Below are 20,720 nucleotides of genomic sequence, written 5' to 3' on the forward strand. Positions count from 1 at the left end.
ATTACACTAATTTAAGGTATTTATCAGTAAAAACTAACAATGCAGCCAACAATATAAATTCGTTTGCAATCTATAATAAACAAAAACCCAGCAATGATGCTGGGTTCGTCATAATAACTTGTAAAATATGCACTTAATTTAACACTTTTACATTTAACGTTTCCTAGAACGGAATATCGTCGTCAAAATCAATTGGCGGTTCCATTGGGTTTGATGCGCCACCTGCAGGAGCTGGCTTAGGTGCAAATCCGCCTTGTTGCTGTGGTGCACTTTGTTGAGGTTGTGCAGGCGCAGCTTGTTGCGGTGCAAATCCACCCGCTTGTTGAGTGTTACTCTGTTGAGGCGCACTCTGGTTTTGAGGCGCAAAGCCACCTTGTTGGTTCTGGGCTGGCTGAGAGTGGCCCCCTTGCTGTTGTGGTGCTTGATTATATTGTGATGGAGCTTGTGGTTGTGAATAACCACCTTGTTGTTGGCCTCCACCTTGATACTGACCACCGCCCTGTTGATCGCCACGACCACCTAACATTTGCATTTGACCACTAAAGCCATCAACAACAATTTCCGTTGTATACTTTTCTTGACCACTTTGATCAGTCCATTTACGTGTTTGAAGTTTACCTTCTACGTAAATTTGAGACCCTTTACGGCAATACTCGCCAACAATTTCAGCTAACTTTCCAAAAAAGACTACACGATGCCATTCAGTCTTATCGATCATTTGGCCCGTGTTTTTATCTTTGTAACTATCAGATGTTGCTAAAGTAATGTTTGCAACGCCATTGCCATTCGGCATATAACGTACTTCAGGATCTTGACCCAAATTACCAACCAAAATAACTTTATTTACACCACGTGCCATGACACCTTCTCCTCACTCTATTGCAAACCAAGCACTTGCTTAGCTTGATTTAAATCAAAAATTTTATCGTCTATTTTCAAGTAGCTACGGCTTTCTTCTGGTACCACCGTTGCTTCAATAACACCAGGTAACGTGATCAGTTTATCTGCAATATCTTCCGCTTTTTCGCCTTCAGACAAGCTGACTAATAAACTAATTATTTTACTCTTTGGTGGGATCTGCATTCGCCATGCAATTACCAGCCATATTACCCCAACACAGGCCACCGCGGCAAACACTCCATGCGGATTACCTTGCTGCGCAATATAACCCCCTAATATTCCACCAAGAAATGCACCAAAAAATTGCCCAGACGAAAATACTCCCATTGCAGAACCTTTTTGATTCGCTGGTGACAGCCTTGCGACGAGTGCTGGCATTGTCGCTTCTAAAAAATTAAAGGCAATAAAATAAAGTAACATACATACAGCAATACCAATAACAGAATCAATCACCAAAACTAAAGTTAATGAGCTTGCGATTAGTAATCCAATACAACCCAGAAAAGCTTCTTTCTCTTTTTGCTTTTTCATTGCAATGATCATCACCGGCGCCATTAATATAAAAGCAAGTAATAAAACAGGAATATACAATTGCCAATGTTGTGGAGCCGCCAGTCCCCCTGTAATTAATTGCACCGGCAATACCACAAATAACGTCGTTAAAGTAAGGTGCAGCAGCATAACTCCGAGATCTAAACGTAATAATTGTGGGTGTTTAATTAAACGACGAATATCGACAAATGTAGCTACCGTATCGCCCTTTGGCGCCCGTTGAACAGCACTCGGTACCAAAAATAAAATAATCAATATCCCCAAAATGGCCAGTATTGCAGTGAGCCAAAACACCCCTGATATACCAAATGCAGAGGCGACCATTGGGCCTAATAGCATGGCCACGGCAAAACTCAAGCCAATGCACATACCTATCACGGCCATGACTTTAGGACGTTGTTCATCGCGACTTAAATCCGAAGCGAGGGCAAGCAGAGCACTGGCAATTGCGCCCATACCTTGTAGAGCACGTCCTGCTGTCACCCAATAAATTGAATCAGCTGTTGCGGCAACAACAGAGCCCAATGCAAATACAATGAGCCCCATAATAATAATCGGCTTGCGACCAAATTTATCTGAAAGCCACCCCATCGGAATTTGTAACAATGCTTGCGTTAACCCATACACTCCGATAGCCAGCCCAATCCACATGGGTGACACATGTTCTAACGACTGCCCATAAATGGCCAGCACTGGCATGAGCATAAATAAACCCAGCATGCGAAATGCAAATACGCTTGCCAAGGAGGCCGCAGCACGTTTTTCTAATCGATTTAAAGAGTGAATGGACATGTTTCTCATTTTTGTCAGCCAGCTTTAACGCGCGACAGTCTAACAAAAAAACTCAGTCTAACTTATATTTTTTTAAGATCTGAGCTAATTTTCCAGAGTTTTTGATAGCAATAAAGGCTGCTTGTAACTTCTCACGCTGCTCCTTTGAAATCGTTTGCTTGCTAAATGCATAATAAACAGGGTCTTCATTCACCACTAATGGACTAATGGTGATGGCCACAAAGTCAGGATTATTCCTTTTTTGATACAAAATATTGTATTTTTCTTCTAAAAAGCCAGAAATGCGCCCATGTCTTAATAAATTCAGCTTAAGTTAATTATCTGGTACATAGATAAAGTGACTATCCACGTCGAGCTCTTGCACCATACGTTTATCGAATGCTTCTCCATAATACGCATCTCGTTGTATTGCCACCGGAGAAGGAAGTGTAAACAACGATTCAACTGTAGGTACGTCAAACACTCTGTTGGTGTTCATTGCAAAAACAATGGTTTCCATTCTCTGCGGTCCAATAAAGTACGCGTATTGCATTCTCAGCGCTGTTTTAGATACGCTGAGCATCATATCAATCTCTCCTATTTCAAGCATTTTCAATGCTCGTCCCCAAGGCACACTGACGAACCGATAGGTACAATGAGCTTCATCTAACAGAGCTTTGGCAAAGTCGACATCTAGCCCATGCCAATTTAACGACTTGTCTAATTTTGATTGTGCACCATAATCTTCAAAACGCACTACATATTCGCACGCACTTGTGCCAAATGTGAGTATCATCAACAGACCTATCACACCATATCGAACAACATTCAAAATAACGACTCGATAATTGATCCCAGTGATTAGTTTAGTTCGTTTAGCAAAGATACGTTAATTTCACGCAAATTATGCGATACTGTTTCGCTATCACCACCGCCATTAAACTTTGTAGTTAGGTCAGCATGGATAAAATAGAAGTCAGAGGCGCTCGCACGCACAATTTAAAAGATATTTCCCTTACCATTCCTCGCGATAAATTGATCGTGATCACCGGCCTGTCAGGTTCAGGTAAATCATCTTTAGCATTTGATACATTATATGCAGAAGGTCAGCGTCGATACGTTGAATCTTTATCTGCCTATGCTCGCCAGTTTTTATCCTTGATGGAAAAACCGGATGTTGATCATATCGAAGGGCTATCACCCGCTATTTCAATTGAACAAAAATCAACATCGCATAACCCACGTTCAACGGTTGGAACCATCACCGAAATATATGACTACCTAAGACTTTTATTTGCGCGTGTCGGGGAGCCCCGATGCCCTACACACAATCAACCGCTTGCAGCACAAACCATTAGCCAAATGGTAGATACCGCGCTCGAACATCCTGAGGGCAGCAAAATGATGTTGCTCGCTCCGGTGGTTAAAAACCGCAAAGGTGAACATGTAAAGTTATTAGAACAATTGGCCAGCCAAGGTTATATTAGAGCAAGAATCGATGGCGAAGTCTGCGATTTATCTGATCCTCCCACTCTTGAGTTACACAAAAAACATACCATAGAGGTGGTTGTAGATCGCTTCAAAGTCAAAGAAGGCCTGCAACAGCGTTTAGCTGAATCGTTTGAAACTGCATTAGAATTATCTGGAGGCATCGCTGTTGTAACCAGTATGGACGACTCTGACTTCCAAGAACTGATTTTTTCGGCTAACTTTGCGTGCCCGAGCTGTGGTTATGCCATGATGGAACTTGAACCTCGCTTATTTTCATTTAATAATCCAGCAGGTGCTTGCCAAAGCTGTGATGGCTTAGGTGTAAGGCAATACTTTGATCCTCAACGTGTCGTACAAAACAAAGAGCTAAGCCTCAGTGGGGGGGCGATTAAAGGCTGGGATAAACGCAGTTTCTATTATTTCCAAATGTTGCAATCCGTTGCCGAACATTATGAATTTGATTTAGAAGTTCCTTTTAACGAATTAAGTAAAGACCATCAAAAAATTGTACTTGAAGGATCTGGTCAAACTAAGATCTCTTTTAACTATAGAAATGATCGCGGTGATTTAATCACTCGAAATCATGAGTTCGAGGGGGTTCTAAATAATATGAACCGCCGCTATCGCGAAACCGAATCTAGCTCGGTCCGCGAAGAGCTTGCTAAATATCAAACCAGTCAAGCCTGCCCAAGCTGTAATGGTTCTCGCTTACGTGAAGAAGCACGAAATGTGTTTATCGGCCACACCACACTCCCTGTTATTACCAACATGAGTATTGGTGAGTCCATGGATTTCTTCCAATCATTAACATTAACTGGTCAAAGAGCACAAATTGCTGAAAAAATCTTAAAAGAGATCCGCGATCGGCTCTCATTTTTGATCAATGTTGGGTTAAATTATCTTTCTCTTGATCGCAGTGCTGATACATTATCAGGCGGAGAAGCACAAAGAATACGCCTTGCCAGTCAAATTGGTGCTGGCCTTGTTGGTGTGATGTATGTGTTAGATGAGCCATCAATTGGATTACACCAGCGAGATAATGATCGTTTACTCAGTACGCTCACGCATTTACGCGATTTAGGTAATACCGTGATCGTCGTTGAACACGACGAAGATGCTATTCGCGCCGCTGACCATATCATTGATATTGGTCCAGGAGCCGGTGTGCATGGTGGTTATGTTATTGCCCAAGGTGATCGTGATGCCATCGTTAACAATCCAGACTCAATTACTGGACAATACCTCAGCGGCAAAAAGTGTATTGCCGTACCAGAGCAACGCCACCCCACCAATGACAAGTGGTTAGCGTTGTTTGGTGCCAAAGGCAACAATTTAAAAAATGTTGATTTAGAGATCCCATTTGGCTTGATGACCTGTATTACAGGCGTCTCAGGTTCTGGTAAATCAACGCTTATTAACGACACACTATTTAAACTAGCTCATACTGAACTCAACGGCGCCACAACAGCAGAACCTGCAGCACATGAATCAATCAGTGGTTTAGAGCACTTTGATAAAGTCATTGATATTGACCAAAGTCCAATCGGCCGTACCCCTCGTTCAAATCCAGCGACTTATACCGGGATCTTTACAGCCATAAGAGAACTATTTGCAGGCACCCAAGAAGCACGTTCTCGAGGCTACAAAGTGGGTCGTTTCAGCTTTAATGTCAAAGGGGGTCGATGTGAGGCTTGCCAAGGCGATGGGGTGATTAAAGTCGAAATGCACTTTTTACCTGACGTATATGTTCCTTGCGATGTGTGTACGGGTAAGCGTTATAACCGTGAAACACTTGAAGTGCTTTATAAAGATAAAAATATTCATCAAGTGCTCGAAATGACGGTCGAAGATGCCCATCGCTTCTTTGAAAAAATCCCAGCTATTAACCGTAAATTGCAAACTTTAATGGATGTGGGGTTATCGTATATTCGATTAGGGCAAGCCGCGACTACCTTATCTGGTGGCGAAGCACAACGAGTTAAATTGGCCCGAGAACTTTCAAAAAGAGACACAGGTAAAACGCTCTATATATTAGACGAGCCGACCACTGGCCTACATTTTCACGATATTCAACAACTGCTCGTGGTGTTACACAGACTGCGTGACCACGGCAACACTGTCGTCGTTATTGAACATAACTTGGATGTGATTAAGACTGCTGATTGGATTGTTGACTTAGGACCTGAAGGCGGCGCTGGGGGCGGGCAAATATTGATTGCAGGCACGCCAGAACAAGTCGCCCAATGCCATGAATCTCACACAGGTAAATACTTGAAGCCTTTACTGTAAGCACCTATCATTGGCGCATAACAATAATTACAGGTACGTTATGCGCCAGCTTCCTTCATTCAACTCTTTTTCTATTGCCTCAATCATTGGTTCATATAAAGAACGTTTTCATGCATTTTGGCATAGCCTCACGTTTGCCCAACGTAGCTACCTATTGGCATGTTGCGCCAATATCTGTTTTCTGATCACAGGTGTCGATGCCGACACTGGCTTCGCACTTTTTGCCGTTTCAGCACTCGTACTCGCGGCATTGATATATGAATTTTGGCCTAAATTTTTGTATGTCTGGGATAGCTTACCCGGAAAATCCCTGATTTTTCTATTCTACGCATTTATTGCTAACTTCGCTTTAGTACAAGCCGCTGGTCACGTCAATGATATTACCGGAGTCAGCTCTGATCACTTTCCTTACACACATAACTTAAGTGTCTTACTATCACTACCAACTTGGTTTATCACCACCAGCGTTGCAGCCTTATTATTGTTACAATTATTAATGCCTATATACCTCATATTTTTACTGCTCATCAAACCTTTTGGCTTAGCCAAATTATGGCATGCACCAGAATATCGCTTTCCCATTATTACAGGGGTTGTTCGCTTTGCATTAAGCTCAATTTTGACCATTCATATGGCATTATTTTTAAGTAGCTCTGGATTAGCACACGGTGTTAACTTGGTTGTCTCTGATTTAATGAAAGCGGTATCAGATAAACCCGTCACCATAAATATTGCAGGGACCGTCGGGCGCGTTGAGATGTCAAACATAACGAAACAAGCCACAGGCAGTGACATTACCATCACTGATGACGAGGATGATGTTGAAGCTGAGGAAATACTCTCTCAACTAGAAGATAATATCGCACGCTCTGAGCGCTTTTTTCTTTGGCGTAAACAAGTACTGGCCGATTTTATTTATGACCAAGAAGCCGATAGTAAATCACGGTGTCAATTAACCCCCGCGAGTCGTGTCATTGAACTCAATGATTATGAAATATTAGAGATAATTAAGCATACCAATGATACTGGGGTTGAGTACTCTTTCACTGTTAAACCTTGTATTTCTGCGGCGATTGGACATGAATTTATCACACCTAAGCAATAAGCAGCGCGTCAAATTCATTCTAGCAATGACTTAAAGGTACATTGTTAATGCACTTCGTTCATTATCGCTTAGGGTTTGTGCTGATTTTTTTGAAAAATCATAGCGTACCATTACTGTTCTTCCTTCAGCGCAGCATTCATCATGCTGCCAAGCTTGCTGTAAGATAACAAATGAACTATTACCAACTTTTTCTATTTTTGTTTTTATTTCAACAGCTTGACCATAGAACAATTCTCCTTTAAATGTCACTTCAACTTTCGCGACAATTAATTTCCAATCGAGAGGATTTAGATCAGGTGTAAATATTTTAAAAATTGGCACTCGTGCGGCTTCAAACCACACTGGGAGTACGGTATTGTTGATATGTCCTAAGACATCGGTTTCACTAAACCGAGGCATTAATACTTCTGACAACATAATAATTCCAATAACATGTAGGTACAGTCATGACAGATTTTATACGCGTTTATGAAAACGCGCTAAGCACTGAGTTTTGTGATCAATTTATCAATACATTTGAGCAAAGCCCACACTTAAAACAAGGGACCACATCGGGTGGTGTCGACCTTAGCAAAAAAATGAGTCAAGATCTGTATTTAAATTCTCACCCTGAATACGCACAAAACCTTGAACATATACAACAAGTAACAGCTCAACACGTATTCAAGTATATCGAAGAACACTTTTTCATGCTGATCGGTGCTTTTGGACTCAAGGTATACCACCCAAAAACAGGCCAACCAGTAGACCTGACCATTGATAACTTTGAAGAGGTTGGCAAACCACAAATACACCTACTAACCCAGCAAATTTTTCGCTTAGGCTCTATCCAAGCACAAAAATATGACATCAACAAAGGAGGCTATCCCTATTGGCATAGCGAAGTTTATCCTCAACTTGGGCATAACGAAGCGCTACACAGAGTCTTACTCTTTATGTTTTACTTAAATGATGTTGAAGAAGGGGGAGAGACTGAATTTGTTTATCAGAATAAAAAGATTGCCCCTGTGAAAGGGAGTATGGTGATAGCACCAGGTTACTTTACTCATACCCACCGAGGGAATAAACCGATTTCTAACGACAAATATATTTTAACTTCTTGGGTACTGTTCAATCGAGCTGAGCAAATATATGGTCAGCCCGAATCATGAATTTTCGTTCAAATTATTGCAGGTTACTTGCCTGCAATAAATGCCTGCCATGCCATTAATAACGCCACAAAGTCTTCAAATCCACACCCTGCAACTAATCTATGATCATCAAGTTCTAATGCATCATCTGCATATTGGCTAATATCATCACCCTCTTGAAATAATGCATGTGCTTCAAATAATGCTTCATCGGCATTCAACGTAAAGCGAATTTCATTACCCAGTCTCACCCAAGCAGGCTGCCCTTTCGTCATCATATGACACCGAGTCACGAGTTCTGCGACTTCACTTTTATCGAGTTCTTCGTTTAACCAACGGGCTATAAGAGCTTGTTCGTCACTTATTCTAACTTTTAACCCTGCAATCGGGTCTCGGATAAATTGATACTCCAAAATTGAACCTTAATTAACGATTAAGCATGCTATTATACTGTGCAATAGCTTGTTCTGTACAACAAGAGCACGGATAATACCCTCTTTATTCGAACGATTGCCATTTATGCAGCCTTTAAGTGTTTTATTTCCTTTAGTTTTTGTCGCACTGATAGGGTTTATCTGCGCCAGATTCAACCTTTTTTCTAATGAACACTTTGTCGGACTTCGTCAATTTTTTTTCAATCTGGCGATACCCACATTACTCTTTATTAGCATGTATCAAGCTGACCTATCTCGGGTGTTATCTGCAACTGTTATGATCAGTTTTTACGGTCCAGTACTCACTGTCTACATCCTGTGTACATCCTTATTAAAAATAATAAAAAAGACACCGCTGGCTGATTCCGCCATATTCGCTCTAGGCTGCACTTACTCAAATACTGTTTTAGTTGGACTGCCAATTATCATCACCAGTTTAGGCGCACAATATGGCGCCTTAGTATTTATCATTATTACTTTTCATAGCGCCATGCTCTTCGCCCTCACATTCTTCTGTGCTACAGAGCACAAAAACAATCTAGTTAAACTACTTAAACCTTTGTTTATCAATCCAATCGTGCTCAGTATTAGTTGTGGACTTTTAGCAAATCTACTCAATATAGCTCTCCCACAGCCAGTCCAATCAGCATTACTCTTGTTAGCGGAACCAGCAATTGCCGGAGCACTTTTTGTATTAGGGGCTAATTTGGTGAACTATTCAATTAAACACGCTTGGCAACCTGCTCTATTAATTAGCCTAATAAAATTAATCATCTTGCCGCTGGCTGTTTATATAACTGCGAGGTGGGGGTTTAAACTTGATACAACGCTGATAAGCGTTGTGACCTTAATGAGTGCATCACCTTTAGGTGTAAATGCCTATTTAGTTGCCCGTCAATTAAATACTCAGCAGGCTGTAATGGCCAGCAGTGTCGCACTTTCTACACTGCTTAGCATTGTGACACTCAGTCTTTGGTTAACGGCGCTCGTACCCTGAATCACTACTATATTTTGCAGCATCAATGATTGACCATAAATGCGCGATTGCACCAATAACAGGAGGAATAATTAAGAACCACAATGCATATCCACCAACCACGATAATCGCAAAAATAAGCGCGGATAAAATACGCCCTTGTACTAACTGGCCTAAACCAGGGAAGAAAATGTTACATATTGCGGCGATTACATTACCGCCTGAGCCTTGACCTGCCATAGCAACCTCTTTTAATAAAAATAATTAACTTACATGAGCAATACAGTTTTTATGCCATATTTATATCTGATAAATATCAACAACTTAAATATACAACCCCGAGTTCTATTAATTCCAAATTAGTGTATTACACTAACTTTTAGTGAAATAATTAGTTATGATAAAACAAAAACTACTTGGATGTTCACGCTATGCTCTATCGGATCACACGCCCTTTAACCCATTTAGTTGAGCGCTATCTACCTGACCCATATGTCTTTGTACTAATCCTAACCCTTATCGTACTGACTTTAGCAAGCACCGTCACCCCTTTTACACCCATTGATGCTATCAACGCATGGGGCCAAGGTTTTTGGACGTTACTCACTTTCTCAATGCAAATGCTATTAATACTCGTATCCGGTTATATGTTAGCCAGTACCCCCACTTGTATCGCAGTCTTAGATAAGTTAGCTCAGCAAGCGAAAACACCTGCCTTAGCTATTACTCTGATCTCATTAGTATCAATGCTGGCCAGCTGGATTAATTGGGGCTTTGGCCTCGTTATTGGGGCATTATTTGCTAAAGCTCTCGCTAAACGCATTGACGTAGATTACCGAGTACTCGTTGCCAGTGCCTACTCAGGGTTTATTGTATGGCATGGCGGGCTATCTGGCTCAGTGCCCCTCACAATAGCAACCCCGAATCATTTTGCCACGCAAACTATTGGCTTAATTAGCACCACTGACACGCTCTTTGCGCCATTTAACCTCATTTTACTCGGGGCTATGTTAATAATTTTACCTGTTGTGAATGTTTTGCTGCTCCCACCAAACTCAAAGCATGTGCTGATTGACAAAGCAAAACTTCAAGAAAGTGATAAACCTCTGCCTAACACATTGCTAAACACCCCTGCGCAAAAGCTGGAGCAAAATACTTGGCTGGGTATCTCAATTGGTTTACTTGGCTGCATTTATTTAGTTTCTTATTTTTTCATCCAAAATAAGGGGTTAAACCTAAACAGCGTGATCAGTATATTTTTATTTCTGGCTATTTTACTCCATAAAACACCCGCAAACTTACTCAATAGCTTACAAAATGCCATACAAGGCGGGGCCGGCATTATTATTCAATTTCCATTTTACGCGGGGATCATGGCCATTATGATTGATTCAGGGTTGGCACAGCAAATCTCATCTGCTTTTGTAAAAATCAGCACTGCTGAATCACTGCCTTTTTGGAGCTTTATAAGTGCGGGTCTAGTAAATATTTTTATTCCATCGGGTGGCGGACAGTGGGCGATCCAAGCCCCGGTTGTACTTCCGGCAGCCATGGAACTCGGCGCCGATTTACCGAGAGTCGCGATGGCAGTCGCATGGGGCGATGCGTGGACCAATTTGATCCAACCCTTTTGGGCCCTGCCTGTACTGGCGATTGCAGGATTAAAAGCAAAAGACATTATGGGCTTTTGTTTTATTCAGTTACTTGTGTCGGGCTGTATCATTGCCGCCATACTTACTTGGCTATAATGACCACTATAATTGCACTAACTCGATAGAATTTTCATGGGCAGACTCAAAATGGCATTTTCTGAGTCTGCGAAGTGCATCATCACAGCCACATGCCCTGCAACCACAACACTGTACATTACCGCAGAGAAAACTTGCCCATATCTATCTAAAGGGATTAAATGTGATTGCTTACGCCCTCGCCATTCAAAGACAATTTCTAGTGTGCCAATGAATAGGAAAAATACCAACAGCATCAAACCAAATGTGTAACTGACCCACAATCCAAATAAAACGCCACCAAGACACACCAATAAGCCGACCCATGAGCGCATCGAAAAACTAATGCTTTTCAGTACATGCCCACCATCTAATGGCAACATAGGTAGCAAATTAAATAAATTCAAAAGTGCACTTAAAACAGCAACACCTGCAAATATTTCCAGTTCAGTGGCATAATATAATACCACCCCTAATACAGAGGTAATTAAGCCAAATGCCGGACCCATCAACGAGATCACAACATCTTGCCAGCGTGTCGTTATCTTATCATCACTGACAGCTAACCCCCCAACAAAAGGAATTAAATAAAACCCTTTGGTTTTGATCTTAAAATACTGCATGGCCCGCACATGGCCATACTCATGTATGACCAAACACACAATCAACATAATTGCGAACTGCCAAGAAAATAACCAGGCATACCCTGCAACCGAAGCGCCAGCCAATGCAGCTTTTACAACTTTTGCACTTTTAAACAGCTTAAATACTAAAGCCGTGATCCCCATAAAACTAAACTTACTAGCCTCTGTTTGATTGGGTAATTCCATCCACTGCCAAGGTTGCCCATTAATGGCAACGGCCACTAAACCCTCAGATAGCTTCTCTATACTAAACTGAAATTGATGATCATGTACTTCACCGTGATAGATATTGTCACTGATACGTTCCAATACCATCGCTTGCTGTTCACAAAATACTTGGACTATTTCATCTGCTGAGGTGTGGACTGCAAAGTGCAGCTCTGCAAGGGTAAACTCTACTTTTGTCATATCTATTTTACGATTAGCTTTTTAGCCATTATCCCAACAAATCCAGACGCATACAAACCTACTTTTACAACTAATTTCATTTAAATTTTCCAATGCTGTACTAAACTCGTATAAGCAATGTTTTCAAAGGATATGCAGATGGCGGTCACAATAAATAAAATAATGGTAGTCGATGACTCTCAAGCTATTTTAATGGTTATGCAAGCTATTTTAACTGAATTAGGCATTGCAGATATCACTTGTTGTAACAACGCCAAACAAGCATTACAAAACGTTCAGCAGGCCCCTTTCCAATATGATGCCATATTCACTGATTTGAATATGCCAGACATGGACGGGATGGAGTTAATTCGTCAATTGGGGGAATTAAAGTTTTCTGGCGGCGTGGCTATCATTTCCGAAATGGATAACAAAGTGATCGACTTGGCTGCCAATTTAGCGAGGCAATGTAACGCACATTTAATTGGCAATATCACTAAGCCTGTACAACTTAGTGAGGTCGATAGGCTCATCCACAAGCTTGAGTCATTTATCGCCCCTGCAAGTCATGTAAATAAACCACTTACAGAAAGTGAGCTACTGAATGCAATTAGTCATAATCAAATTACGCCCTTTTATCAGCCTAAAGTAAATCGCGTAAACAAACGGGTGCCCAGCATTGAAGTCTTAGCCAGAATCGTCAATGATGATCAAAGTGATATATTGCTGCCTCATCGCTTTATTGGCCCAGCAGAAGATTTAGATTTAATAAACCTCATTACATTTCAATTATTTGAAAAAGCCACAGAAGAGCTCAAAAGTATTCGAACTGAATTACGACAACAAGTCCGTTTGGCTTTTAATCTATCACCAACACAACTCAACGACCCCAGCTGTCCTGACAAACTAGCCCTAATTTTGGAATTGAATCGCTTAACGCCTCAAGACATCATTCTCGAAATAACCGAGCACTTACCCTTGGATAACAACACGCAATTAGAAACGATGAATCGACTCAGGATCCGTGGATTTGAAATTTCTTTAGATGATTTCGGTACCGGCTTTACTAACTTACACCAACTCAAATCTTTACCTTTTACAGAAATAAAAATAGACCGTTCATTGATCACCCATGTCGAATCAGATCGCTTTTCTCAAGTGATCATAGATAGCCTTGTTGATATCGCACAAAATGAGCAACTCAGCATCGTTGCTGAAGGGGTAGAAAGAATCGAAGAACTACAGTATTTAGATAGATATAAACATAATCTACTCATGCAAGGCTTTTTAATTTGTAAGCCTAAGCCTAAGCAAGAGCTTATCCGTTGGATACACTCTTGGCTTAGAATGACTAATTCAAATTCTTAGTTTTTTTAGCTAACAACTCTTCATCAGCTTCAATCAGGTGTGAGTGGTTATCCACTCTATCGCGCCATTTTTTCTTTGCCGCTTGTTGCATATTAGATGATTGGTCACGTTCATCAACAATATCCATTCCCATTAATGACTCGAGCATATCTTCAAGTGTTACAATGCCCTGAATATCTCCATATTCATCAATAACAAGTGCAATATGTATGCGCTTTTCTAATAAGGTTTGAAATAATTCTGGCGCTGCTAATGTTTCTGGTACAGTGTATAAATCGATCGCCAATTTACCAATTTTATAATCATTACCTAAACGATGATAAGCCAGCATAATATCGTTTTTATGTACAAAACCAATAATGTCATCGGTGTTTTTGTCATAAATTAATACCCGTGAAAATGACACAGCCCCATGTTCCGATAAATACTCATGCACCGTCATATCTTTATGTACTTTAAATAGTACCGTACGTGGTGTCATCACCTTTTCTAATTTCGCATGACGAAACCTTAAGAGACTGCGAATGGTTTGTGTTTCATCTTCATCTAAAGCACCTGCTTCAGAGCCCATTTCCGCCATAGCTTCAATTTCTTGACGAATATATTGAGCTTCGTTTTCTTTACTGCCCATTAATTTTGTCAATTGATCTGAGAGCCAAACAAACGGTTTTAAAATTCTGATAAGCCATACTAAACATAGTGAAACGATGGGAGTGAGTGTTCGCCAATAAGTTGCACCTAATGTCTTCGGAATGATTTCAGATAACACCAAAACCAATAATGTCATAACGGCTGATGCAATCCCCACAGCGGCATCGGAAAATACCACAGCAGCTTGAGCTCCCACTCCCGCCGCACCTGCGGTATGTGCTACTGTATTCAATGTTAAAATAGCCGCTAACGGCTTATCGATATTATTTTTTAACGCTTGCACTCGCAGTGCCAACGTTAAACGTGTTTTCTTCAAAATAGCAATATGGCTTGGCGTAATGCTTAAAAGCACTGCCTCCATCACAGAGCATAAAAATGAAATGGTGATGGCAATTAGCATATAACTAACTAATAGAAACAACAGGTAACTCCTTACTATTGGGCTAACGACAGTTAATCGCATGACCGCTTATTAATAACTATATCTATGATATATTGGGCCGATATTATTACCTACAATAGGCTCAACTATGATTTTCCGTACCGCGGTTACATTATTACTCTCAGCTGCCGCAACACAACTAGCTGCAGCTCCTCTCGATGAGAGTAAAATACAGTTTATCGGTCCATTAGGTACACAAAGTACCATAAAACCACATCATACACCGCATCAAAAAAGCATAATCAATAACTTGTTGCCTCAGCTGCAAAAGCCTAGTCAAAAACTGGAAGTGTTTGGTCATACACATTCATGGCAAAACCTTCAGCAAATGAGCGCTCTCACAGTGAATGGTATGCAGGCACTGCGTTTCAATTTTAGCACAACACGTTTTGTAGCAGGCACCCTCACACTTTCTGGGATCGAAAAGGCCCATGTGTTTCTCAATGGTGAACCATTAACAGGAAAAAATGAATTCCCTCTTCACGCAGTCACGGGCGACCATCAAGTTATTATTATCACTGAACAGGTTGATGACTGGAAAAAAGTGGCAATCGATTACACGCCAAAGGCGGCGCATGATGAAATCGTTTTAACACATAAAACGACCACGGCACTTTCAGCAAAGCAACTTTATGATGCCCCAATAATCAGTGCTATCTCACTTTCGCCTAATGGTAAGTTTTACGTGGCGACCGAACGTCACTATCAAACAAGCCGTGAAAATGCAGCGGTTACAAATACAAGCCTTAAAAACATCAACGGTGATGTGTTATATCGCTTTCCAGGTGTTTCGGCGTCACAAGTATCATGGTCACCAGACTCAAATGCCATTGTGTTTACGCAAGATAAACGAGTCTCTATACTCGATATTAAAGACTTCAGTCTAAAAACCGTTGCAGAACAGTTTAAAGGCGCATCAGGTTATCAATTTTTCGATGAAGATACGCTTATTTTCTCTTGGTCGAATACACCCGATGACAAACACACTCTGGTAAAGCATTATTCAGGCCTTGAAGACCGTTGGTCATACGCCCGTTCAATTAGCCAGCCTTTCTTACTCGATATAAAATCTAGACTGGTAAGTTCCATCTCTGAAAGTAAAATCAGCACCCGCATAGCTGACTTCGATAGTGAGCGTAATACAGTACTAGTAACGCGTAACCCAGTTGATTACGCAGCGCCTCCACATATGTTAACCCAATTAGTGGAAATTGACTTATCGAACCATACAGAAAAAATGCTTGGCCAATATAGAACATTTAACCAAGCTAAATACACGAACAAAGGTATTTACGTTATAGCGGGCCCCGACTTTAGCCAAGGCCTTGGCAGAAACCTGCCAAAAGATATGCTAGCCAATAATTACGATGGTCAGCTTTATCTGTTAAATAATGACGGTGTAAAACCGCAAGCTCTAAGCAAAAAATTCGCCCCTGCGATTGGGGGTCTGCGCGTGCTCAATAATGGCGATGCTGTGCTGAATGTTACTGACAAAGATACAAAACAGTTATATCTCTATGATGAAAGTAAGCGTCGCTTCAAAAAGCTCAATACTGGTTTTGATGTTGTACAAAGTTATAGTGTGTCTAAGACAAGTAAAGACCAAATCCTTGTCACTGGAAGCCAAGCCTCATCACCACAAGCATTGAATTTAGTTACCGTAAAACGCAACAAAACAAAAACACTATGGGACTCTAAATCTGTCGCTTATGATAATAGCGAAATTGCCTCTTTGGAGGAGTTTAACTTCACCAATGAGTCTGGCACGCAGATCAGTGGCCGAGTTTACTTACCACACAACCTAGATACTTCTAAGAAACATCCAGCGTTAATTTACTACTATGGCGGCACATCACCGGTTTCTAGAGGCTTTACAGGTCGCTATCCATTTAACCTATGGGCAGCACAAGGCTATGTGGTTTACGTGGTACAACCAACAGGTGCTACTGGTTTTGGCCAAGAATTTTCAGCCAAGCATGTCAATGCATGGGGCGAGCATACAGCAGACGATATTATTCAAGGTACCAACGAGTTTTTAAAAGCTTACCCATTTGTCGATAAGAATCGCTTAGGTAATTTAGGTGCATCTTATGGTGGCTTTATGACTATGTTGCTCGCAACCAAAACAGACTTGTTCAGTGCGTCCATTGCACATGCAGGTATTTCTAATATTACCTCATATTGGGGCCAAGGCTGGTGGGGCTATTTATATTCTGGCGAAGCGTCTAAAAACAGCTTTCCATGGAATAATCCCTCACTTTACTCACAACAAAGTCCAGTTTTTCATGCTGATAAAGTTACAACCCCTTTATTATTAATTCATGGCGATGCAGATACCAATGTGCCACCAGGTGAAAGTCACAATATGTACACTGCACTTAAATTATTAGGTAAAGATGTAGAACTTATTGAATATAAAGACGCGGACCACCAAATCATTGTACGCGACCGACGCTTTCATTGGTGGGACACTATGCTCGCTTACTTTGATATGCACTTAAAAGATCAACCGCAGTGGTGGCAATATATTTACAGTAAATAAGGTGTGTATAAAAAACAGGTAGGCTTTTTCGCCACTCTTTGACATAGACAGGGGTATGTACAAAACGTACCCCTCTCATTTGTACACATTTTATCAACAATAAACATCATTCATTGCTGGTTCATTTTAAGTTTTCACGCTTTTTTATCATAAAATAATCGCCTTACACTTCTCAGCTGACTTTTGACAATGCTAATATAGAGGTAATTATTGATTAGATAGCGACACTATGAGCATTCACGTATTATTAGTAGAAGACGATGAACTTTTAGCCAAGCGAATTTTAAACCACTTTGCTAACACCGAGTTTTCGATCGACGTCGATAATACCGGTGCAACCGCACTTGATCGTGTTCAAAGTAGTCAACAAGATAACAATAAAATAACTTTGGCTATTGTTGATATCGTTTTACCAGCAACTGATGGTCTCGAGTTGGCTAAAGAGCTCAATACTTTAACCGATATTGGTGTCATTATGCTGTCTAGCAGAGACTCTCAAGCTGACAGAATAGCAGGGTTAGCTCAAGGAGCTGATGACTACATTTGTAAACCTGTAGACTTACTTGAACTTGAGTTGAGAATGCGTGCCTTGTGTAAACGTCTAACCATTGTTGGCGACCAAGATGAATCAGAAGAGTTTATTGAATATGCTGACTTTAAACTACACCCAGATAATCGCACACTGATTAATGGCCAAAATGAAGAGTCACGATTAACTGAAGCGGAACATAAAGTACTGATTTGTTTAATAGCTAACGCAGGTAAAGCGACATCAAGAGAAAAAATATCCGAAGATATAGGGCAACCTGATTGGAGCCCTAGTGACCGAACGGTTGATGTACTGATCGGCCGACTAAGAAAGAAACTTGGAGATGAAAAAGAGCAAAAGCGCATAGTCACAGTGCGTGGCAAAGGTTATATGCTTTCTACCTAGTTTTTGTGTAGTCCTAATACCGAGTTAATTGCGTTAATAAGCGCTCTAATGCTCGGTAACTTAACGATTCTTTAAGATCTACCAGAGCAATTTTTTCCCGACCAGCCATGTCTGCAATTGTCCTAGCGACCTTCAATACTCGATGGTAGGAGCGCGGTGATAAGCATAACTTATCAGTCGCCGTACCTAAGAACTGAGATTCATATTCACCCAATTGACAATGTTGCATCAATTCTTTAGTTCCTAACAACGCATTACAAACCCCCTGCCGATTCACTGCTATCGTATGTGCCGTATTTACTCGGGCTCTAATGCAATCACTCGACTCAGCGACCTCTGCACTTTGCAACTCACCAGTTGTCAACCTCGGAAGTTCGATTTGTAAATCAATACGGTCTAAAAAGGGGCCGGAGATCTTTGCTAAGTATCTAAGCACTTGGTCCACCGTCGCTCGTTTGTCGGTATAAGAGCCTGTTGGGCTCGGGTTTAATGCAGCGATTAGTTGAAATCTGGCTGGAAAGTCTACTTGCCTAGCTGCTCTTGATATCGTGACTTTGCCAGTTTCCATTGGCTCTCGCAGTGAATCTAGTACCTTACGCTCAAACTCTGGTAACTCATCAAGAAATAATACACCATTATGCGCGAGTGAAATCTCACCTGGCTTTGGGTTTGATGATCCACCCACGAGTGCAACAGCTGAACAAGTATGGTGCGGGCTACGAAATGGTCTAGCTCGCCAATTTTTTAAATTGATAGAATGCCCTATTAAAGAATAAACTGCCGCAGTTTCTAAGGCTTCATTATCTTGTAAATCAGGCATGATTGTTGGCATCCGTTGTGCAAGCATCGACTTTCCAGTACCTGGCGGTCCTAAAAATAAAGTGTTATGGCCTCCAGCTGCTGCAATTTCTAATACACGCTTTGCTGCACTTTGACCTTTGACTTCACTCATGTCTAAATGTGAGCTAGCTGAATGTGTTTTTACCGTAGGGTACTGCATGTTTAATGGCAGAGTGTCTTGACCTTGTAAATCTAACCATAGTGATTGTAGAGAGCTTACCGCCTTTCGATTACAATGTTGAGCTAGACTGGCTACCTGATCGTTGCCTTGTGGAATGTAGCAACACCTCCGCGCCTTCTCTGCCGCAAGTACTGCTGGTAAAATGGCATGGACCGAATGCACCTCACCACTTAATGTCAGCTCGCCATAAAATTCGTAGTGGTGTGACTGAAATGCCTGTAACTGGTTGGAAGCCACTAAAATACCCACTGCAATCGCCAGATCATAGCGTCCGCCCTCTTTCGGTAAATCTGCAGGGGCCAAGTTAACGGTGATCCGTTGCTCAGGGAACAAAAACTTTGAATTGGTTAACGCAGAGCGCACCCGCTCTCGGGCTTCTTTTACCGAGGTCTCAGGTAACCCGACAATATGAAATGCTGGTAGCCCATTGCTTAAATGTACTTCAACGGTGACTTCCGGTGCAGAGATCCCAACTTGGGCACGTGTATAAACTTTAGCAAGTGACATATCCTTGTCCCTTTAATTACTTAGCTATTCTGGGTATTTAAATATATGGATCACCCATTTATGATGCATTGCCAACAAGCGTAGTCCAAGGGTTGCAGACATAGCACAGACCATAATGACTTCAACAGGTAACGCCCAGTGTGATAATTGAGTATATACTATCCCACCGAATATACACGTGATGGCGTATAGCTCACCCTTTAATAAAAGGGGCATATCCCCCGCTAGCACATCTCGAATAACCCCACCAAAGCACCCGGTCATCACCCCCATTATGATGGCTGTTGTATCAGGCATTCCAATTGATAGCGCTTTTTGCACCCCCATAACGGCAAAAAATGCCAGTCCAAACGCATCCGCTATTTGTAACATCTGCTGTGGAATTTGCTTATGTCGATTTAAAAAATAAACGCTGATCATGATGGCAACACCAATCGCAATAAAATAACTTGCATCATGTAACCAAAATACCGGCACATCTAAAATAATATCCCGAAGGGTTCCGCCCCCGATTGCTGTAACAGTAGCCAGCACCACCACCCCAAATCCATCCATGTGTTTACTGTGCGCAATCAAAGTACCTGAAATAGCAAATACCATTACACCAAGCAAATCAAACCAATGAAATAACTCAGTCATATAAAATCTCATCCTAAAAATAGCTTATCAAAGAGCAACTCTCTCTAACACTGGCAGCTCATTATTATAAAAACAACATATCAAAAATAAAAACCAGTCATTACCTACACTACATTACTAAAAACCAAAATCATTCTTATAAACTAAATAAAAGTAGCTCAGACAACCGCCATGCCATAACTTTGCTTTAATCGCTATAATGGAATTATA

General features: G+C 41.2%; 19 protein-coding genes. 8 read left to right on the forward strand and 11 right to left on the reverse strand.

Going from position 1 to position 20,720, the window contains the following annotated elements:
* Nucleotides 1-163: 163 nt before the first annotated feature.
* The 4 genes from ssb to J8L97_RS24125 all read right to left on the reverse strand — a co-directional run bounded on the left by ssb (nucleotide 164) and on the right by J8L97_RS24125 (nucleotide 3,019).
* Nucleotides 164-859, reverse strand: coding sequence for a single-stranded DNA-binding protein (ssb, locus tag J8L97_RS19385; RefSeq protein WP_211052218.1), 696 nt, complete (start codon nucleotides 857-859; stop codon nucleotides 164-166).
* A gap of 17 nt (nucleotides 860-876) precedes the next feature.
* A complete protein-coding gene (locus tag J8L97_RS19390) occupies nucleotides 877-2,244 on the reverse strand; it encodes an MFS transporter (protein WP_211052220.1) in 1,368 nt (455 codons plus the stop codon).
* Between the two features lie 52 nt (nucleotides 2,245-2,296).
* Nucleotides 2,297-2,464: a hypothetical protein gene (locus J8L97_RS24120; protein ID WP_409455172.1), complete on the reverse strand. Its 168-nt coding sequence runs from the start codon at nucleotides 2,462-2,464 to the stop codon at nucleotides 2,297-2,299.
* A gap of 93 nt (nucleotides 2,465-2,557) precedes the next feature.
* Nucleotides 2,558-3,019 (reverse strand): substrate-binding periplasmic protein, encoded by a 462-nt coding sequence (locus J8L97_RS24125; RefSeq protein WP_409455173.1) that lies wholly within the window; start codon nucleotides 3,017-3,019, stop codon nucleotides 2,558-2,560.
* 164 nt (nucleotides 3,020-3,183) lie between these two features.
* On the opposite strand from J8L97_RS24125, the gene uvrA reads away from it, so the two are divergent.
* The gene (gene uvrA / locus J8L97_RS19400; protein WP_211052222.1) at nucleotides 3,184-6,003 is read left to right on the forward strand and encodes an excinuclease ABC subunit UvrA; all 2,820 of its coding nucleotides are present in this window, start codon (nucleotides 3,184-3,186) and stop codon (nucleotides 6,001-6,003) included.
* Nucleotides 6,004-6,043: 40 nt separating this feature from the next.
* Nucleotides 6,044-7,108: a hypothetical protein gene (locus J8L97_RS19405; protein ID WP_211052224.1), complete on the forward strand. Its 1,065-nt coding sequence runs from the start codon at nucleotides 6,044-6,046 to the stop codon at nucleotides 7,106-7,108.
* 30 nt (nucleotides 7,109-7,138) lie between these two features.
* Here the strand turns inward: J8L97_RS19405 and J8L97_RS19410 are convergent, their stop codons facing one another.
* Nucleotides 7,139-7,525 carry a thioesterase family protein gene (locus tag J8L97_RS19410; protein WP_210995818.1) on the reverse strand — a complete coding sequence of 129 codons (387 nt, stop codon included), beginning with the start codon at nucleotides 7,523-7,525 and terminating at the stop codon, nucleotides 7,139-7,141.
* Nucleotides 7,526-7,554: 29 nt separating this feature from the next.
* Between J8L97_RS19410 and J8L97_RS19415 the strand changes: the two genes are divergently transcribed.
* On the forward strand, nucleotides 7,555-8,259 hold the full coding sequence (locus J8L97_RS19415; protein ID WP_192506282.1) for a 2OG-Fe(II) oxygenase: 705 nt from the start codon (nucleotides 7,555-7,557) through the stop codon (nucleotides 8,257-8,259).
* Between the two features lie 23 nt (nucleotides 8,260-8,282).
* Here J8L97_RS19415 and J8L97_RS19420 read toward each other — a convergent pair whose 3' ends face one another.
* Nucleotides 8,283-8,651 carry a YacL family protein gene (locus tag J8L97_RS19420; RefSeq protein ID WP_211052226.1) on the reverse strand — a complete coding sequence of 123 codons (369 nt, stop codon included), beginning with the start codon at nucleotides 8,649-8,651 and terminating at the stop codon, nucleotides 8,283-8,285.
* Nucleotides 8,652-8,757: 106 nt separating this feature from the next.
* Between J8L97_RS19420 and J8L97_RS19425 the strand changes: the two genes are divergently transcribed.
* Nucleotides 8,758-9,669 (forward strand): AEC family transporter, encoded by a 912-nt coding sequence (locus tag J8L97_RS19425; RefSeq protein WP_211052227.1) that lies wholly within the window; start codon nucleotides 8,758-8,760, stop codon nucleotides 9,667-9,669.
* On the opposite strand, the gene J8L97_RS19430 is transcribed toward J8L97_RS19425, so the two are convergent.
* Nucleotides 9,649-9,888 carry a hypothetical protein gene (locus tag J8L97_RS19430; protein ID WP_210995815.1) on the reverse strand — a complete coding sequence of 80 codons (240 nt, stop codon included), beginning with the start codon at nucleotides 9,886-9,888 and terminating at the stop codon, nucleotides 9,649-9,651. The genes J8L97_RS19425 and J8L97_RS19430 overlap by 21 nt on opposite strands.
* Before the next feature lie 191 nt (nucleotides 9,889-10,079).
* Here J8L97_RS19430 and J8L97_RS19435 point away from each other — a divergent pair, with 191 nt between their 5' ends.
* Nucleotides 10,080-11,396 carry a short-chain fatty acid transporter gene (locus J8L97_RS19435; protein ID WP_211052228.1) on the forward strand — a complete coding sequence of 439 codons (1,317 nt, stop codon included), beginning with the start codon at nucleotides 10,080-10,082 and terminating at the stop codon, nucleotides 11,394-11,396.
* Between the two features lie 17 nt (nucleotides 11,397-11,413).
* Here J8L97_RS19435 and J8L97_RS19440 read toward each other — a convergent pair whose 3' ends face one another.
* Nucleotides 11,414-12,427 (reverse strand): site-2 protease family protein, encoded by a 1,014-nt coding sequence (locus J8L97_RS19440; RefSeq protein ID WP_210995813.1) that lies wholly within the window; start codon nucleotides 12,425-12,427, stop codon nucleotides 11,414-11,416.
* 138 nt (nucleotides 12,428-12,565) lie between these two features.
* On the opposite strand from J8L97_RS19440, the gene J8L97_RS19445 reads away from it, so the two are divergent.
* A complete protein-coding gene (locus tag J8L97_RS19445) occupies nucleotides 12,566-13,774 on the forward strand; it encodes an EAL domain-containing protein (RefSeq protein ID WP_211052229.1) in 1,209 nt (402 codons plus the stop codon).
* Here the strand turns inward: J8L97_RS19445 and J8L97_RS19450 are convergent.
* Nucleotides 13,758-14,846, reverse strand: a complete 1,089-nt coding sequence (locus tag J8L97_RS19450; RefSeq protein WP_192506275.1) for a CNNM domain-containing protein — start codon at nucleotides 14,844-14,846, stop codon at nucleotides 13,758-13,760. The genes J8L97_RS19445 and J8L97_RS19450 overlap by 17 nt on opposite strands.
* A 109-nt stretch (nucleotides 14,847-14,955) precedes the next feature.
* Here J8L97_RS19450 and J8L97_RS19455 point away from each other — a divergent pair, with 109 nt between their 5' ends.
* Both J8L97_RS19455 and J8L97_RS19460 read left to right on the forward strand, forming a co-directional pair.
* Nucleotides 14,956-17,409, forward strand: coding sequence for a S9 family peptidase (locus tag J8L97_RS19455; protein WP_211052230.1), 2,454 nt, complete (start codon nucleotides 14,956-14,958; stop codon nucleotides 17,407-17,409).
* A 229-nt stretch (nucleotides 17,410-17,638) separates the two neighbouring features.
* On the forward strand, nucleotides 17,639-18,343 hold the full coding sequence (locus J8L97_RS19460) for a response regulator transcription factor (protein ID WP_192506273.1): 705 nt from the start codon (nucleotides 17,639-17,641) through the stop codon (nucleotides 18,341-18,343).
* A gap of 13 nt (nucleotides 18,344-18,356) precedes the next feature.
* Here J8L97_RS19460 and J8L97_RS19465 read toward each other — a convergent pair whose 3' ends face one another.
* Both J8L97_RS19465 and J8L97_RS19470 read right to left on the reverse strand, forming a co-directional pair.
* On the reverse strand, nucleotides 18,357-19,871 hold the full coding sequence (locus J8L97_RS19465) for a YifB family Mg chelatase-like AAA ATPase (protein WP_211052231.1): 1,515 nt from the start codon (nucleotides 19,869-19,871) through the stop codon (nucleotides 18,357-18,359).
* A 24-nt stretch (nucleotides 19,872-19,895) separates the two neighbouring features.
* Entirely contained in the window at nucleotides 19,896-20,510 is a 615-nt protein-coding gene (locus J8L97_RS19470; RefSeq protein WP_138598540.1) for a trimeric intracellular cation channel family protein, read from the reverse strand.
* Between the last annotated feature and the right edge of the window lie 210 nt (nucleotides 20,511-20,720).

The organism is Pseudoalteromonas sp. MMG012, assembly GCF_018100875.1.
GTDB classification, from domain to species: domain Bacteria; phylum Pseudomonadota; class Gammaproteobacteria; order Enterobacterales; family Alteromonadaceae; genus Pseudoalteromonas; species Pseudoalteromonas aurantia.